The sequence below is a fragment of the Paenibacillus tritici genome (assembly GCF_018207515.1).
Taxonomy (GTDB): domain Bacteria; phylum Bacillota; class Bacilli; order Paenibacillales; family Paenibacillaceae; genus Paenibacillus_AQ; species Paenibacillus_AQ tritici.
On the sequence record NZ_CP073365.1, the window covers coordinates 6,570,928 to 6,587,432 of the forward strand.

The following is a 16,505-nucleotide window of genomic DNA, read 5'->3' on the forward strand; positions in this document are numbered from 1 at the left end:
CTTCCCTCTCCTATGGGGACCATCATTGTGGCCGGAATCATTACATTAAGGAGGAGTTTCTTACAGATGAAGACATCAGGCACACTAGGCGGACAAGATCCGCTGCTGACGTTCCAGATTATCACCGATACCCATGTCACCGCCGATCCGGAACACGAGTACAACCAGAACTTCGGGCAGGCATTGCAGGATTTGGCCTTACACGCACAGGGCAGCAGCGGCATCATGCATATTGGAGATATTACGAACAATGGCTTCCCGGAGGAGTATGAGGAGGTCCAGCGTATTCTTGAACAGCATCAGGCCTCACTGCCGCAGATTCGTTACACCCTGGGCAACCATGACGTCGGCCTCGGCCATTGGGATTCCCGTCTTGCGATGTATACTTCCCGCATGGGGATGCCAGGTCCTTATCATGATCACTGGATCTCAGGGTATCATTTCATCTTCCTGGGTACTGAGGAAGGGCTGCAGACGTTCTGCCATTTATCCGGCGGGCAGCTCCAGTGGCTGGACCGGAAGCTTGGGGAGAGCGCCCCGGACAACCCGGAGCTTGGCGGGCCAATGGAGCTGGATCTTGGTACAGTACCACTGCAGGATCGGCCTGTCTTCGTCTTCCTGCACCAGCCGCTGAAGGATACCGTAGCCGGTTCGCTGGAGTCTCAGGAGTGGTACGGAGTGACTCAGGATCAGGAACTGCGCTCTATTCTGTCGCGTTACCCGCAGGCCATGCTGTTCACCGGGCATACCCACTGGGAGCTAGAAGTCAGCAATACCATGTATCCCGGCAACGGACAGACAGCCACGATGTTCAATGCTGCTTCTGTAGCTTACCTCTGGACGGATAAGGATGAACATAAGAGCGGCAGCCAGGGCTTCTATGTAGAAGTTTATACCGATAAGGTGCTTGTCCGGGGACGGGATTTCACTACGGGCACCTGGATCGAATCCGCCCAGTATGAGGTGGCCTATCCCGTCAGCGCTTTCCTGTAATTTATGGCATCGCTGATCTGTCAGGCACTTCCTCCGCACCGAAAAGACGGCCTCTCTCATAGGAGAAGGCCGTCTTTCGGTTTACTTTTGTATAAGATTTAATTCGTGTATCTACTATTTAAAAGCAGGCAGCGCTATGTCCGCATAATTGTCCTCAAGGAACTTCTTCACTTCCGGGCCGCTGATCGCCTTGGCCAGCTTCTGGATCACTTCGGAATCCTTGTTGTCCTCACGGGCAACGAGTGTAATGGTGAATGCCGAATCCTCACGCTCGGTGATCAGCGCATCCTTCTTGGGAGTCAGACCCAGCGGACTGGCATAGGCCGGAGTCATGGCGACCAGATCGGCATCATCCAGCATCCGGGCCAGCATCAGCAGATCGACTTCCTCGAACTTATAGTTCTTGGGATTGCCGGTAATATCGGCCTGGGTAGCCTGAATCCCTACCCCTTCCTTCAGCGTAATCAAGCCGGCATCTGCGAACATTTGCAGGGAGCGCCCAATGTTGGAGGGATCATTCGCCATCACGAGGGTAGCCCCCTCAGGCAGATCAGCGATGGCCTTGAACTTTTTGGAGTATCCACCGTAGATGGCATCGTATACAGGCTGAACAGGCACCAGCTTTGCCCCTTTGCTGGCATTGAATTGCTCCATGTACGGGACATGCTGGAAGAAGTTCGCGTCCACCTCTTTGTTCGCCAGCGCCTCGTTCGGCTGCACATTATCGGACAGCACCACGATCTCCATATCCACGCCTTCTTCCTTCAGAACCGGCTTCACAAGTTCGAGGATATCCGTCATTGGCGGAATCAGCGAGGCTACTTTGATCTTCACAGGTCCGGTGCTGGTAGCTGCAGGTGTCTCCTCAGCTTCTTTGCTGTTACCGCAGCCCGCAAGCGCCAGTGTTAATACAAGCAGTGTTAGCGCAAAGGTGGTTACCATACTTTTTCCTGTTCTCTTCCCCGTTGCGGTCCTTACAGTCATCGCCTTCTTCATGATTTATCCCAAGCCCCCATTATTATATAGTTTGTTTAGCGCTTATCCAGCAGTCTGGCCACCGTGCTTCCTGTGAATTGGATGAGCTGCACCAGCACAATCATCACGAGTATGGCGTAGACCATCACTTCTGTCTCGAAGCGCTGGTATCCGTAACGGATGGCGAAATCGCCAACCCCGCCGCCGCCGACAACCCCCATGACGGTTGAAAAAGAAATGAAGCTGATCGTAGACGCAGTCAATCCCAGCACCAGTCCCGACCGGGCTTCTACATACAGAAACTTGAAGATAATCCCCGGCTTCGAGGCGCCCATCGACAATGCCGCCTCAATCGTTCCTCTGGGCACCTCCAGCAGAGACTGCTCCACCAGCCGTGAATAATAGGCAATGGCGACGATCGACAGCGGCACGGTTGCCGCCAGGGTGCCAATCGCAGTACCCACCACCAGCCGGGTGAACGGAATCAGTGCAACCACCAGCAGCAGGAACGGAAATGAACGGATTACATTGACCATGCTGTTCAGCACGAGAGACAGATTTCTGTTCTCATATAACTGGCCTTTGCGGCAAAAATACAGCAGGGTCCCCAGTGGAAGCCCCAGCAGCAGCGCAGCACCTATGGAGATTCCGACCATGACAAAGGTCTCTCCGATCGACTGCCACATCTGATCCTGGTATTTCAGCATGCTCTCAAACATAGGGTTCCCCCGTTCTGCCCGTAATCCGCTCCCGGAAGGAACCTGAATGCGTTCCAGGCGGAAGAAATCCGCCCTCCTCCCGGGAAAAGGAATCCACGATCCGTCCGCCCTCCATGACAGATACCTCTGAGCAGATGCTCCGCACTACGTCCAGCTCATGGGTAACGATGACTATGGTTACACCGAGCGAAGCATTGATATGGCGGAGCACGCCCAGAATATCCGCCGTGGTCCCCGGATCAAGCGCAGAGGTCGGCTCGTCGCACAGCAGCAGCTTCGGACTGTTCGCCAGCGCCCGGGCAATAGCCACCCGCTGGCGTTGCCCGCCGCTGAGCTGGGCCGGATATTGCCCGGCTTTGTCCGCAAGCCCGACAAATTGCAGACACTCCATAACCCGCTTCATCCGCCCGGCACGCGGCACTCCGGCAAGCTCCAGCGGAATGGCTACATTCCGGCTGACGGTGGCATTGCCTACCAGATTGAAATGCTGGAAGATCATGCCGATTCTCTGCCGCTGCTCGCGCAGCGTCTTGTCCGGCAGCTCCGTAAGCCGCTTGCCGTCTACAGTAACAGTCCCGGTGTCGGGCCGCTCCAGCAGATTTATCAGGCGCAGGAGCGTGGACTTGCCCGCGCCGCTTGCCCCGATAATACCGTGGATGGCACCGGCCTTCACTGCAAGCGATACCTGATCGACAGCCGTATAAGGACCGTCCTTCAGCATGAAGCTTTTACTAACCTGACTCAGCGAAAGAATACGAAGCCCTCCTCTACCCACTGCCAGACTTCCCGCTTATCCTCGGGGCCTATTGTACTATAATTATTTAAAATCTGTTTCATTAAAAATCTCTTTAAATAATAAGGTATTTCTTGTGCTGTGTCATTACTTTTTTCAAAAAGTTCTATAAAGACTGTTAAAAGCAGAAGGCATTATAAGGATGCTCGGAGCCGATTGGGATTATTCTACAGTCCAGGAGGAAACCAAACAGCGTTGTGCCTATGAAGCTTTCATCCAACCAAAAAGGGCGCCGCCCCTGATAGGACAGCACCCTTTTTAGTTAAAATATAAGCAATTCCCGGCCAAAACCCGGCTATAAGGCAAGCGTCTTATTCTTTGACACTGCCGACATTCAGGCCCACTACAAAGTACTTCTGCATGAACGGGTACACCAGCAGTATAGGTACGGAAGCCACAACCGTAATCGCTGCGCGGATCGACAGCGGCGTCACCATCGCCCTGGCTGAATCCTGATCCATCCCCACCCCGTTGGACACGTTAGGGTTACCGTTGGAGTTCATCGTTGAAGACAGCAGCTTCATCAGCTCATACTGCAGAGTACTCAGATGCTGCTTGGAAGAGGTGTAGATAAAAGCGTCAAACCAGGCATTCCAGGCTCCGACAGCCACGAACAGTGCAATGGTCGCCAGCACCGGCTTACAGAGCGGGAAGACTACCCGCATGAATATTTTGAAATCCCCGGCGCCGTCAATTCTGGCTGATTCCATCAGGCTCTCCGGTATAGTCCCGATATAAGTGCGGATAACGATCATATTGAAGGCGCTGATCATCGAAGGAATGATATAGACCCAGAAGCTGTTCAACAGATTAAGGTCCTTAATCAGGAAATAGTTCGGGATCAGACCGGCGCTGAAATACATCGTAAGCACGAAGACTACAGTAATAAACTTACGGAATACATACTCCCTGCGGCTTAAGGTATACGCCAGCATGGTGGTCAGAAAAATATTAAGTAACGTAGAAATCACTGTACGGGCTACTGAAACCAGGAATGCATCAAATATGGTTCCGGTAGCAAAGATCGCTTTGTAATTCTGAACGGTCCATTGTCTCGGCCATAAGTAGATGCCGCCGCGGATCGTATCATTTCCTTCGTTGAAAGATACAGCTATCGTATTGATGAATGGATATAAAGTCACAATCACCAGACAGACCATGAAGACCGTATTGAAGGAAGTGAACAGGAACGGTTCAAGTCTGCCGGTGCCCAGGTTCTTTTTCGCTGTAAAGCCTGCTCTATGCCCGGGGCTAATCTGCCGGTTATCCGCCATTATAACAACCTCTCTTCCCCAAGCCGCTTGGAAATCCCGTTAGCCATAAGCAGCAATGTTACGCTGACAACCGTTTTGAATATACCTCCAGCTGTTGCGAGTGAATAATTCCCTTGGGCAAGCCCGTATTTAAGCACGAAAATATCTATCGTTTCGGCCCAGTCTACTACAAGTCCGTTGCCAAGCAGGTACTGCACTTCAAAGCCTGCTTCCAGGACATGTCCTATGGACATAATCATCAGAATTACAATGGTTGCCTTGATGCCGGGCAGGGTTACATACATCATCTTCTTGTAACGGTTCGCACCGTCAATCTCAGCAGCTTCATACAGGGCAGGATCAATGGAAGCGATGGCCGCCAGATAAATAATGGTGTTCCAGCCCACTTCCTTCCACACATGCGAAGCCCCTACGATTCCCCAGAAATACTTGCCTTCACTGAGCCAAAGAATCGGCTCTTTAATCAGATGCAGCTTCATCAGTACGATATTTACAATCCCGTCATTGATGGACAGCGAAGTGGCCACGATGCCAGTAACAATAATCCACGATAAGAAATGGGGCAGATAGGAGATCGTCTGCACGGTTCTTTTCCAGAATACTTTCTTGATTTCATTGAGCAGCAGCGCCAGCACGATGGCGGTAACAAAGCCGAGAATCAGATTGATAACCCCCATGGCCAGCGTGTTGCGCAGTACACGAATGAAGTTATCATCGGTGAACAAAAACTTGAACTGCTTCAGTCCTACCCATTCCTGCTCGCCGAAGGACTTGGCCGGCTTGTAGTTCTGGAACGCCATGGTCCAGCCCCAAACGGGAACATAGGCAAAGAGAATAATGTAGAGCATCAAAGGCACAGACATCCAGATAAGCTGCCTCTGATTCTTAATCAAGCGCCAGGTAATCGGCTGCTTTTTTTTCTTCCTGTTCTTCTTCGGACGCCGGACGACAGTATCTATTTCTAGGGTCTCATCCATATTCGTTGTCTCCTACTCCATCATATTAAGGTAAGTGGAAGGCCAGTCTGGCCCTCCACCTTATGCCCTGTACCAGACCTTCCGTTATTTACTCCAGTTCTCAATTCTCCACTTAATCTGCTCATTGATCTTGTCTTCGTAAGCCTTCACATTGGCCTTCTCGATCTGTCCGGTATAATCGGCCCAGACGGAATCGAATTCAGCCGGCTTGGCAAGGATGGCTTTTGGCAGGAACTTGGTCTGGAGCTCATTCAGCTTGGTGCTGGCGATTTTGGCATCCGAGCCTTCAATCAGGTCGATGGACCAGGCAGGATAATAGACCGGGTTAGCAGGCGGTTCGCTGAAGAAGTCTACATAGGAGTTGAAGCCATAGGCATCAAGGACTTCCTTATCGAACGGCTTCAGACCCGCTTTGTATTCTTCAGGCTGTGCAGCAGCATCCGTTGAGTTGCCGTCGCTATAGCTTCCTTCTGTTTTGGGCAGATATTCAAACAGCGATTTGGCTTTATTGCCAAGCTGCCATGTAGCATCGGCTGCATTGTCACGCTGTTCCTGGGTTCTCATGAATCTGCCGTTCTCAACGATATAATCCTCGCCTTCCACACCCCATGAGAACAGCTTCTGCCAGTCTTCCTGGATCAGCGTGTCCAGCAGCTTGATAATCTTCACCGGATCTTTGGCATTAATGCTGATACCGAAGCCGTTGTTAAGGTTAAGCACCGCAAGATCACGGTAGTGGTCCTTGGTCGACTCTTCGTATACAAGCGGAAGACCTACATAAGTGCGTTCAATTTTATTTTGGGTCGTCAGTGAATCTTCAGCCGCGTTGAAGTTCCAGTGCTGGTCGAACATCCCCAGGACAGTGCCGCTGGACAGCTTTGCCATATACTGGTCGTAATTCTGTACGAAGGTTTCTTTGTCGATAATCCCTTTTTCATTCATCTCATTCAGCTTCTGATAGTACTTCTTGGCATAATCCTTGTTCGCAAAAACCTCTGCCACGCCGTCCTTCACGACTACGCCGCCATCATTCGGATGTCCGATCAGATGCTGCGGAGCGTTGAACAGACCCCAGTTCTTCCAGTCATAGTTCAGAATTTCAAACCCGATGGTCGGGCTGCCGTCAATTTTCGGATATTTGGCTTTATATTGCTCGATCAGGTCAAAGTATTGATCCAGAGTCTTCACCTTCGGATAATTGAATTCCTTAAGGACTGCTTTTTGAATCCAGAAGGCAGGTCCTGAATACCATGAACTGTTGACCTTACCGTTGTATACGCCGTAGTTAGGCAGGATATAGATATGCCCGTCGTTCGGGTCCTTCATCATGTTCCAGTAGTCTGCATAATGCGCTTTCAAATTCGGCGCATGCTCTTCAATCAGGTCTTCGAGCGGGATATAAGCTCCTGCTGCGGTAAGTTTGGTGCTCCCGGTCATAAGATCCGGATAATCCTGGCCGGCAATCATGACGCCCAGCTTCTGGTTAATGTCACCTGCTAAGAATTCCATATCGAAGCTGGCTCCGGTTTCTTCCTTGATCTTCTTGTAAATCTTGTTATCCGGTGTCGGCTGTTGCCCGGCTACACCGATAAATGCACTTACTTTAAATGGTTCAATCTTTCCTCCCGTGTTAGCTGAAGCAGATTCTGTGGATGCTGGCTCCTTAGCTTTGCCTGTAGTAGCAGCATTGTTGCCCCCGCAGCCTGACAGTGTGAAGCTAAGAGATAACAGAGCAATCAGGGAATACTTGTACGTAACTTTCAACTTGCCCCCCATAAAGCACCTCCATAGTGTATTTTCTTTAATTTGTAAGCACTTACACAAATGAATTATAGAGGTGAACCGTCTCTTAAAATACGACCGAACTAAAGGTATACCCCCGAAAAGTTTAGAACTTGGCATGGCGGTACTCATTCGGACCCATGTGCATCTCCTTCTCAAAGCGTTTCAGAAATTGCCCGTAGTTGGCATAACCCACACGTTCGGCAATCTCTGAGAGCTTCAGCTTGCTCTCGCGCAGCAGCACGGCCGCAGCCTGAATCCGCAGATGATGCAGCTGCTCATTGAAGGTCATCCCGTTCTTCTTAATCAGTAATTGCCCCAGGTATACCGGATGCAGGAAGAAGATCTCGGCCAGCTTCTGGATGCTCAGGCTCTCCTGGTAATGCTCCCCGATGTACTGGTTAATCTCCCGGACAATCCCATGCGACTTATAATTCTGCTCGCGCACCAACAGATCTATCGCCTTCTCCCCGCAGGACAATAAGCGGCTGAGCAGCCCGCTCAGCGGGGTCATCGTCTGCTGAATCTCTGAGACTTCAAGGCTGGAGGCTGGCCCGTGTCCTTCGCCTGCGGATTCCGCTCCGGGCGCGACTCCGAGTATCCGGTACATGAGATGGATAACGAATTTGCGCACCACCTCCGGCGCCACCAGCTGTTCCCGGAAGCTTCGCGCCGCCGCTTCGAGTGCCTTGCGGTAGCCGTCCGCGTCCAGGAGATTCACGCAATCCAGCAGGGCATCCATCAGTCCGATATGGTCATAATTATAGCTGAAGGAATTGCCCTGCACCCCGTTGTAAGCCAGAATACCCGCCCCTTCCGGTTCATAGAAGAAATGCAGCAAGGTCTCTTTGGCTCTATGATAGCTGTCCTCTATGCACAGCAAGGAGTTCTCTTGTGTTCCCACGGCGATATGAATGTTCGCTCTGCCATATTCCTGCAGCAGGATATCCAGCGCCTCCGTGATTCCGCCGTCCTCCCCCCTGCCTGTAGTCATTCCGTATACGATTCCGAGCAGCCCCGCCTCCAGATCCATGGTCACTGCTGCCTTACATCCGGCCAGCAGAGAGACTGCCTTGCAGCGCACCTCTGGATACAGCTCCGGGACCGTCTGGATCAGGCAGATATTCCAGGCCTCGCTCTCCCGGAAGCCGGGCAGCGTCTCCAGCAGATCCATAAGCTCCGGGTCTCCCTTCCTCCCGTACAATAGCCCTTTGATTAAGGCGGCCGCCTCTTCCCCGGAGGCTGTCTCATGAATCCTTCTGCGGTTCGCCTCCTGCTCCAGCTCCAGGCGGATCTCCCGCAGCTCCTCGGTCGCTTCCTCCGGGAAGACCGGCTTCAGAAGGTAGTGGTTAATCCCGTAGCTGATTGCTGTGCGGGCATATTCAAATTCACTGTAGCCGCTCAGAATGACGAACTTAATGGAATCCGTCTCCTCCTGACGCCATTCCCCAATCATCTCCAGGCCATTCATCAGCGGCATATGGATATCGGTAATGACCAGATCCGGCTGCAGCTGCTTCATCAGTTGCAGCCCCTCCCGGCCATTGCCGCAGGTTCCGCACAGCTCGAAGCCCAGCTCCTGCCAGTCAATCCACATCTCCATACCTTCAAGAGCGCTCGGCTCGTCATCAATCAATAATACTTTGTATTTCATGGTCTATACCTCTCTTTCCGGGGAATGAGTCGTCTCAAGCAGCCTCAGGGGAATGCCGAAGGTCACCACCGTTCCCTGACCCGGCGTGCTAGAGATCTCGAAGCGCACCTGATCCGCGTAATTCAGCTCCAGTCTGCGGTATACATTGCGTATACCGATGTTCGCTCCGGAGTAATCCTCCTTGCGCACGGCAAACATTAATTCCTTCAGCTTCTCGGGTTCCATGCCTTTACCGTTGTCAGATACCGTAATCTGCAGCCGATTGTCCAGAACGGCTGCAGCAACCTTGATTACCCCCAGCCCCTCAATGGTCTGCAGGCCGTGCTTGCAAGAATTCTCAACCAGCGGCTGCATACTCAGCTTCGGGATTTTATAATTCAGGGATTGCTCATCAATCTCGAACGTATAATCGAATTTATCCCGGAACCTGAATTTCTCAATCTTGAGATACATGTCGATGAATGCGATCTCCTCGCGCACCGACACCAGGTCTTCCTTCCAGCTCAGCAGTCTGCGCAGCAGCCTCGACAGGCTTTTCACAATATCGGTGACATCGTTATATTTGTTCTTGGTGCATACCACCAGAATCGCATTCAGCGTATTGAACAGAAAATGAGGGTTCATCTGGCTCTGCAGGAAGTTCAGCTCCGCCCTGACACGCTCCATCTCCAGGTTCTTGCTCTGGATCTCCAGCTTGTACACATCGTTGATCAGCGAATGGATTCTGGAGGTCATCCGGTTGAAGTTGCGGATCAGCCCGCCGATCTCATCCCGGCCCTCATCAATGGCGATCAGCTCGAACTTCTCATTCGTCACCTTCTGCATATGCCGGGACAGGCGCTTCACCCGGTAGTTGTAGGAGCGCAGCATCATGTATATGAATCCGCTGGTCAGCAGGGTAAGCGTTGTAGCCAGTCCCGCCGCATACAGCCGGATATCCAGGATCGCCTGGGAGATCCGCTCCCCCTGCGTAATCCCGACGATCCGCCAGCCCTTGAGATAGTTCGCCGTGCCTACGGCCATTACCCGCACATTCTCGCTATCATCCCGGCTGTCGCCCCATTGATCGAATACAGGATAGGGATCATTAGTAATATGCTGATAGCCACTGTCCGCTGACATCACAATCTTGTCCTCCCCATTGATCAGATAGAGGCTTAAGTAATCTCTTTCCCGGACAATAATGTCATAGATTTCGTTAAGGTCCAGATCAATCCGCAGCACCTTCTCATAGGTATTCAGACTTCGGTAATTATCCATCGTCTCGATCACACTCAGCGTAGGGGTGGAGGAGGCCAGATTCTTATTCTCCGTGGTGCGGTAAGCGGTAACATAGACCTGGGTGCTGGCCTTCTTCGCCTGCCGGTACCAGTCACTGAACCATACCTTATCGTTCATAACCTGATAATTCCCTCCAGACACAACCGTCTGGTTATTGGTGTATATGCTGATCCGTTCGAGCTGGTTGTTCACCGGCATATAACTGTTCATCCGGTCTCTCAGCTGTTCGTTGAACATGCTATAGAATTCGATAGAGTCCGTATACGTCCGGTCCAGCATCTCGTACAGGTTCTTATCCGCAGCCAGCGTGTAGCCGACAGACACCCCGCCTTCAATAAAATCATGAATATCCTTGCGCGCCCGCTCCATGGAGATCTCCAGATTCTGCTGCTCTCTCGATTTGATGAGATCCGTGATCCGGTCCAGGAACACCAGATTCAGCACCATGATCGGCAGGAGCACTCCCACAATGTAGATGAGATAGAACTTGTAGCTAAGCGGAATATCATTGATGATGGTGCCGAATTTCACCCTTCTTGTAGCCATCCCTCACACCCGGCTTTCTTAAGATTTCGGGGTCCCCGCACAGTATCTGAGTAACCTTCGACGGCAAAGCCGTTTCCACTTAGAGCTGCTTATTCTTATGGGCATTCTTGTACACCGAAGGGGATGAGCCCACTTTACCCTTGAACTTGTCGATGAAATAATCCGTATTGGAAAAGCCCACCTGCACCGCAATATCCGATATTTTGAGCTGGGTGCGCTTCAGCAGGCCCTTCGCCGCTTCGATCCGCTTCTCATTCAGATAATCGCTGAAGCTGCGCCCGGTCTCCTTGCGGAACAGCTGGCCCAGGTAAGCCGAATTCATATGAAACTGTCTGGCGAGATCCTGAAGCTGCAGCTTGCTGCGGAATTCAAGGTCCACATACTGGATCACGTTATAGATGGTGTTCCCTTCGTTGCCTGCCCGCAGCTCAGCCAGATAGAGCGCTGTCTCCTGGCAGAGCTTATCCACATACAGGCTTAGCTTGTAATAATCCGCAAGGCTGCCCAGATTGCCGTATTCCAGACGCATGGCGCTCATAATCGTATCGGGATCTCCCTGCATTTCAGCGATGCTCCGGCACAAGGTAATCTCCATATGGGCGACCTCTGCCCGGGCGGCGTCTATAGTCACCCGCTTCGCAGTCATGGCAGCAAAAGCATCCCTGACAGCAGCCCGGATCTGCTCAGGCCCCCCCTCCTTCACCTCATCCAGCACACGCGTAAAGTGTCCGCCTGCGAATTCGGGAGACAGGCGGGCGGTTCTCAAATCGTTGTAATAGAAAATCCCGCCCTGCTCCTTCCGGTATTTGAGGCCCCAGACCTCCAGGGTCTGGGCGTACAGCTCCTGGATGGAGCGCAGACCTGTCCTTCGGCCGCTGATCATTACAGCTACCGGCACCCCCAGCTTCTCCGACTGCACCCTCTGCACTTGGACGGCTGCCGCCTCAAGCGCCTCAGAGGATAGTCCGTCAGACCTTACAAGGAGTCCGGCCCTTCCCGCCGGGTCTTGAAATACATACCCGAGATCCTCAGGGAATCCTTCGGTATCTCCTTCGTTCAGGCCCACCGTGCCTGAAATGGCAGCAGCAAGAATGCACTGCAGCTCCGTATCAGGCTGAAGCCCAAGCAGACTGTAGGCGGCGCGCTCCAGTTCCTCATTCCATTCCCCCTGGAGGCAGCGGCTGATCAGATTATGCACCAGGAGGTTATGCTTCTTGCGCCCCTCTAATCTGGAAGCGGTTTCATTTTGAATAATAGCTCTGATCTTCCCCAGGAGCTCCTCAATCTCCTCCTCATCGACCGGCTTCAGCAGGTAGCCGTCCACCTTATGGCGCAGCGCAGTCCGGGCATAGTTGAAATCATCATACCCGCTCAGAATAACGAACCGGGGCGGCGGGTCCAGCACTTCCTTCACCGCTGCGATCAGCTCCAGGCCGCTCATCACCGGAAGATTAATATCCGTAAGCAGCATATCCGGCCTGTGCTCCCGGATCAGCCGGAGAGCATCCCCGGCGTTAAGCGCTTCGGCACATACCTCGAACCCGGATTTCTCCCAGTCCACCATCGTTCTAAGTCCTTCCAGAACCCAGGGTTCATCATCCACAATCATGACTTTTAGCATGAGCTCCGCTCCTATCTCCATAATCAAAATTTGGTAAGTTAATAATTACAAGTAATGCTAACATACAAGTTCAATCATGTGAATGTTAACTTAAAACTCAAGCTTGGTCGTCACTGCGGCGAACACTTGGACTTCCGGCCGCTGTTATATTTGGATTTCATGATGGGAACCACTCCTCCCGGGAGAAATCCAAATATACAGGCGGCCGCTACCGCTCCTACAATTCCAAATCTCCCCTCCGCTTCTTTTTGCTTTTTGACATTTCTAGTTGTGACATTGGTCTATATACAACCCACTTACCTTAACAACAGCACATTGTGTTCGGTTTAATACGAAAATAAAAGTATCGGAAAATGCGCCGCAGACTGGATTTTGACAAAAAAAGACCCACCGCCCCAAAATTACGTTTCGTTTTTTTTGAAAAAGGGGAGACTATTGGATAGGATTTAATTGCACGCTATATCCTAACTGCTGGATATATTGCACGTACCGATCCAACGGGTTTTTCTTGGACGTCTCATCGCCTAGTGAGACGTCTATTTCTTGGTATAACCTTTTCTCCCGCATCAGGGCATGGAGGATTCGAATCAACAAATGTGCGGTGGCGACGTTTGCTTTTTTATCTCCTCGTCTCTTACGTATTCGTCGAAAGAATTGGCCGATCCGGTTCGAGGAGCGAGAGTTCGCCCAAGCCGCCTGACACAAGGCCCCTTTCAGATGCTTGTTCCCTTGCATCGTTTTTGACTTTTTTCGCTTTCCAGCGCTTTCGTTGTTCCCTGGACACACCCCCGCCCATGATGCAAACTGCGCATCACTCGGGAACATTTCCGCGACATGCGGCCCCACTTCTGCAAAGATGGTCACGGCAGATGTCCGCTCAATTCCTGGAATGGAGTCAATTTGTTCAATCCTCTCCAGGTAGGGTTCTGCCTTCGCCTCGATTCGAGCTTCCAGTTCCGTGATCCGTTTCTCCAAATAGACCAAGTGGTCCCAGTGGTCTCGAATCATCTCCCGATGATGACGGCGCAACTTGCCATTGAGCGCGTCTAGCAACTGCGGAACTTTCTTTTTTAAACGGGTTTTGACCAGGTTTTTAACGGTCACTTCGTCTACGACCTCGCCGTCCATGATCTTCTGGAGCAGGCCCCGTCCTGAAACCCCATATAGATCGGACATAAAGGTGGTTAGCTTGATGTTGGCATCCTGCAGGATTTTGTGGATGCGGTTCTTCTCCGCCGTCACCGCCTGCACCATCTTACTCCGGTAACGGGTCAAATCTCGCAAATCCCGGATGTCCTGTTCTGGCACCATACTGCCTTCAATGAGCCCGCAACGGTGCAATTGCGCTAACCAGCGCGCATCTTGCATGTCACTTTTTCGACCCGGCATATTCTTTACCCGCTGGGCGTTGGCCAAGACAAGATCACAACTGCCCTCTAAGATGTTCCATACCGGTTTCCAAAACACGCCGGTACTCTCCATCACCACCTCAAGGCAGCCGTGTTCATTCAGCCAATCTTGCAGTCCTAACAATTCTCTGGTTGTCGTCCCAAAGGTTTTCATGTGACATTGCGGTTTTTGTTCGATCGGTCCTTTTAACACGCAGGCCACAACGGTTTCCTGGTGCACGTCCAGACCGGCGCAACACATACGTACAGCATCCATTCCAATCATCCTCCATCGTCAGCTTACAAATCATGCGCTCGAGTGAGTGTAATTTAATACACGTACTTTTTGGGGGTTACAATAGGCGATGCTCGAAAAGCGCAATAGAACGGTTTTTCGCACGGGGTGTATCCCAGTAACCGCGTCCGCCCTTTGATTTGTATATGTAGTGTTGACGACTACAGCATCTTTTAGAATGGATGCGACGGATGCCACCCACTTATTTTCATTCCTGGGGGTGACAAGGCCTCTGTCTTGTCATGCCTGTTTTTCGATTACATTTGGCTTACGTGGCGTACCCAGTCAATTGTGTTCGGTTTTTCGATTACATTTGGCTTACGCGGTGCACCCAGTCCAATTGTGTTCGGTTTTCGATTGCATTTGGCTTACGTGGCGTACCCAGTCCCATTGTGTTCGGTTTTCGATTACATTTGGCTTACGCGGTGCACCCAGTCCAATTGTGTTGGGTTTTTCGATTACATTTGGCTTACGTGGCGTACCCAGTCCAATTGTGTTCGGTTTTTCGATTACATTTGGCTTACGTGGCGTACCCCGTCCAATTGTGTTCGGTTTTTCGATTACATTTGGCTTACGTGGCGTACCCAATCCAATTGTGTTCGGTTTTTCGCATACCTTTTAGGCTCCTCACTCTAAATGCGTCTGAGCACTTATCCCCCAACTGTATATCATCCAGAACAAGTGAAGGTAATAACTTCCCAGACGACAAAAAAGCCGCCCAATCGCACCAGATGTTTTCTCCTGAAAACATCTGGTGCGAGGCGACTTAAAAAAGCGCTCAAATATAATTAATATCTGTATTAACCCTGTTGCTCTTTCCCATGCTCGGCCCGCAGCTTCAGGAACACCTGATAGCTCCGCTCCGCGACCTCAGAGATGGGAATCGGGTGGAAGCCCGGCAGATCCGCATACAGCAGGTCGTTCAGCGGTGCGGTCCAGCTGGCGGGAAGCCGGGCAGCGCCCAGCTTCGCTCCCATGATGGAGCCGACCGTGGCCCCGTTGCAGTCGGTATCCATCCCGGCTGATACCGAGGTGACCACCGCTTTCTCGAAGTCTTCGCCGCCGTATATCAGTGAAGCTGCCACGATCGCTGCGTTGTTGTTCGTATGCACCGGGTCATAATGGCTGAACTCGTTCCATAGTGTGCTGACCAGCTCCCGTTCACTGCGAGCCTGCTGTGCGATCTCCATGCCCCGCCGCACATCCCGGGTCAGCCTGCTGGTCTGCGGGATCTCGCTCAGCCCGATCTCCACAATCTCCTCATTGCCGAGGCCCGCGAACGCAGCAGAGATCATCGCGGCATTGAACATTTCGCCGTAGATTCCGTTCTTCACATGCGAGAAGGACGCATCCCGCCAGCCTAGCTCTGCCGCAAGCTCGGGGTGGCCGGCCACACCATAAGCCAGGCCGTCCGCACGGATGGCCGCACCGATCCATTCCCGGTACGGATTCAGATGCATCCGCACCCGCTCCTGCCGCAACGGCCAATCCTCCGGCTTCTCCCCATGCAGATGGGAGGTCTCCTGAGCAAAGTTCATATAAGCCTGGGTCTCCGCCGTACAGACCTGGGCGTAGGTCAGATGACCGTGCCACAGCTTGCCGATATCCCAGGAATCCCAGTCCAGCCCTTTTTGCTCCAGCAGCATCAGGCCAAGAACCGTATAACGGATATCGTCGTCACTCTCCATGTAGCTGATCTTCTCGCGTGTACTGGTGAAGGACCAGTCGCTTAAGCCCAGACCGTATTCCTCCCGGGCGGTGGAGAACTCGGGTGTATACCCTGTAATCGGCCAGGCATCCGCACCGCGGAACCACAGCTCGATGTTCTCCCAGCCGGTCCGGCCGTCCTTCCCGTACAGGTAGTCCCAATATTCCAGCGGCTTGCCCAGCGCACAGCCGACACTCCGGCCAAGCCAGGCTCCATAGAACCTGTCTCTCCACTGGTCCGGCGTCCAGTCCACCGCAAGCTTACGCGGACCTCCGGGGCGCAGCCGTCTGATCGACGCCAGATCTGAAGGCTCCTCGTAGGGAAAGTCCTCCGCCACGGGAAGGGCCATCAGCTCCCGGTAGACCTCCATCAGCTTCTGCTCATCATCGCCGGCAGCGGCCAGCTTCTCAACCAGATTGCCAGGCTGGCAGCCTTCCTCTATCCGCTGCTGCAGCTCGAACCGTACCGTCTCCTGCAGACGTTCCCAGCCTGCCATCTC

The 16,505-nt window shown here is 52.4% G+C and carries 12 protein-coding genes; 1 reads left to right on the forward strand and 11 read right to left on the reverse strand.

The window, feature by feature from the left end; genetic code table 11:
• Positions 1 to 66 precede the first annotated feature (66 nt).
• A complete protein-coding gene (locus KDC22_RS28180; protein WP_211721113.1) occupies positions 67 to 993 on the forward strand; it encodes a metallophosphoesterase family protein in 927 nt (308 codons plus the stop codon).
• 114 nt (positions 994 to 1,107) lie between these two features.
• Here the strand turns inward: KDC22_RS28180 and KDC22_RS28185 are convergent, their stop codons facing one another.
• From KDC22_RS28185 to KDC22_RS28235, 11 genes are all read right to left on the reverse strand, one after another.
• The gene (locus tag KDC22_RS28185; protein ID WP_173140660.1) at positions 1,108 to 1,935 is read right to left on the reverse strand and encodes a MetQ/NlpA family ABC transporter substrate-binding protein; all 828 of its coding nucleotides are present in this window, start codon (positions 1,933 to 1,935) and stop codon (positions 1,108 to 1,110) included.
• An 89-nt stretch (positions 1,936 to 2,024) separates the two neighbouring features.
• Positions 2,025 to 2,687: a methionine ABC transporter permease gene (locus KDC22_RS28190; RefSeq protein ID WP_173140600.1), complete on the reverse strand. Its 663-nt coding sequence runs from the start codon at positions 2,685 to 2,687 to the stop codon at positions 2,025 to 2,027.
• Positions 2,680 to 3,441, reverse strand: a complete 762-nt coding sequence (locus tag KDC22_RS28195) for a methionine ABC transporter ATP-binding protein (protein WP_211724220.1) — start codon at positions 3,439 to 3,441, stop codon at positions 2,680 to 2,682. The genes KDC22_RS28190 and KDC22_RS28195 overlap by 8 nt, the downstream gene beginning before the upstream one ends.
• Before the next feature lie 350 nt (positions 3,442 to 3,791).
• A complete protein-coding gene (locus tag KDC22_RS28200; protein ID WP_173140598.1) occupies positions 3,792 to 4,754 on the reverse strand; it encodes a carbohydrate ABC transporter permease in 963 nt (320 codons plus the stop codon).
• Positions 4,754 to 5,731: an ABC transporter permease gene (locus tag KDC22_RS28205; protein WP_173140595.1), complete on the reverse strand. Its 978-nt coding sequence runs from the start codon at positions 5,729 to 5,731 to the stop codon at positions 4,754 to 4,756. The genes KDC22_RS28200 and KDC22_RS28205 overlap by 1 nt, the downstream gene beginning before the upstream one ends.
• Before the next feature lie 84 nt (positions 5,732 to 5,815).
• Entirely contained in the window at positions 5,816 to 7,507 is a 1,692-nt protein-coding gene (locus tag KDC22_RS28210; protein WP_211721114.1) for a type 2 periplasmic-binding domain-containing protein, read from the reverse strand.
• Between the two features lie 112 nt (positions 7,508 to 7,619).
• Positions 7,620 to 9,167, reverse strand: a complete 1,548-nt coding sequence (locus tag KDC22_RS28215; protein WP_211721115.1) for a response regulator — start codon at positions 9,165 to 9,167, stop codon at positions 7,620 to 7,622.
• 3 nt (positions 9,168 to 9,170) lie between these two features.
• Complete coding sequence (locus KDC22_RS28220) at positions 9,171 to 10,994, reverse strand: sensor histidine kinase (protein WP_211721116.1); 1,824 nt, start codon at positions 10,992 to 10,994, stop codon at positions 9,171 to 9,173.
• Between the two features lie 79 nt (positions 10,995 to 11,073).
• A complete protein-coding gene (locus tag KDC22_RS28225; RefSeq protein WP_211721117.1) occupies positions 11,074 to 12,615 on the reverse strand; it encodes a response regulator transcription factor in 1,542 nt (513 codons plus the stop codon).
• A gap of 432 nt (positions 12,616 to 13,047) precedes the next feature.
• Positions 13,048 to 14,280: an IS110 family RNA-guided transposase gene (locus KDC22_RS28230; protein WP_211721118.1), complete on the reverse strand. Its 1,233-nt coding sequence runs from the start codon at positions 14,278 to 14,280 to the stop codon at positions 13,048 to 13,050.
• 818 nt (positions 14,281 to 15,098) lie between these two features.
• On the reverse strand, positions 15,099 to 16,502 hold the full coding sequence (locus KDC22_RS28235) for an ADP-ribosylglycohydrolase family protein (RefSeq protein WP_211721119.1): 1,404 nt from the start codon (positions 16,500 to 16,502) through the stop codon (positions 15,099 to 15,101).
• Positions 16,503 to 16,505: the final 3 nt, after the last annotated feature.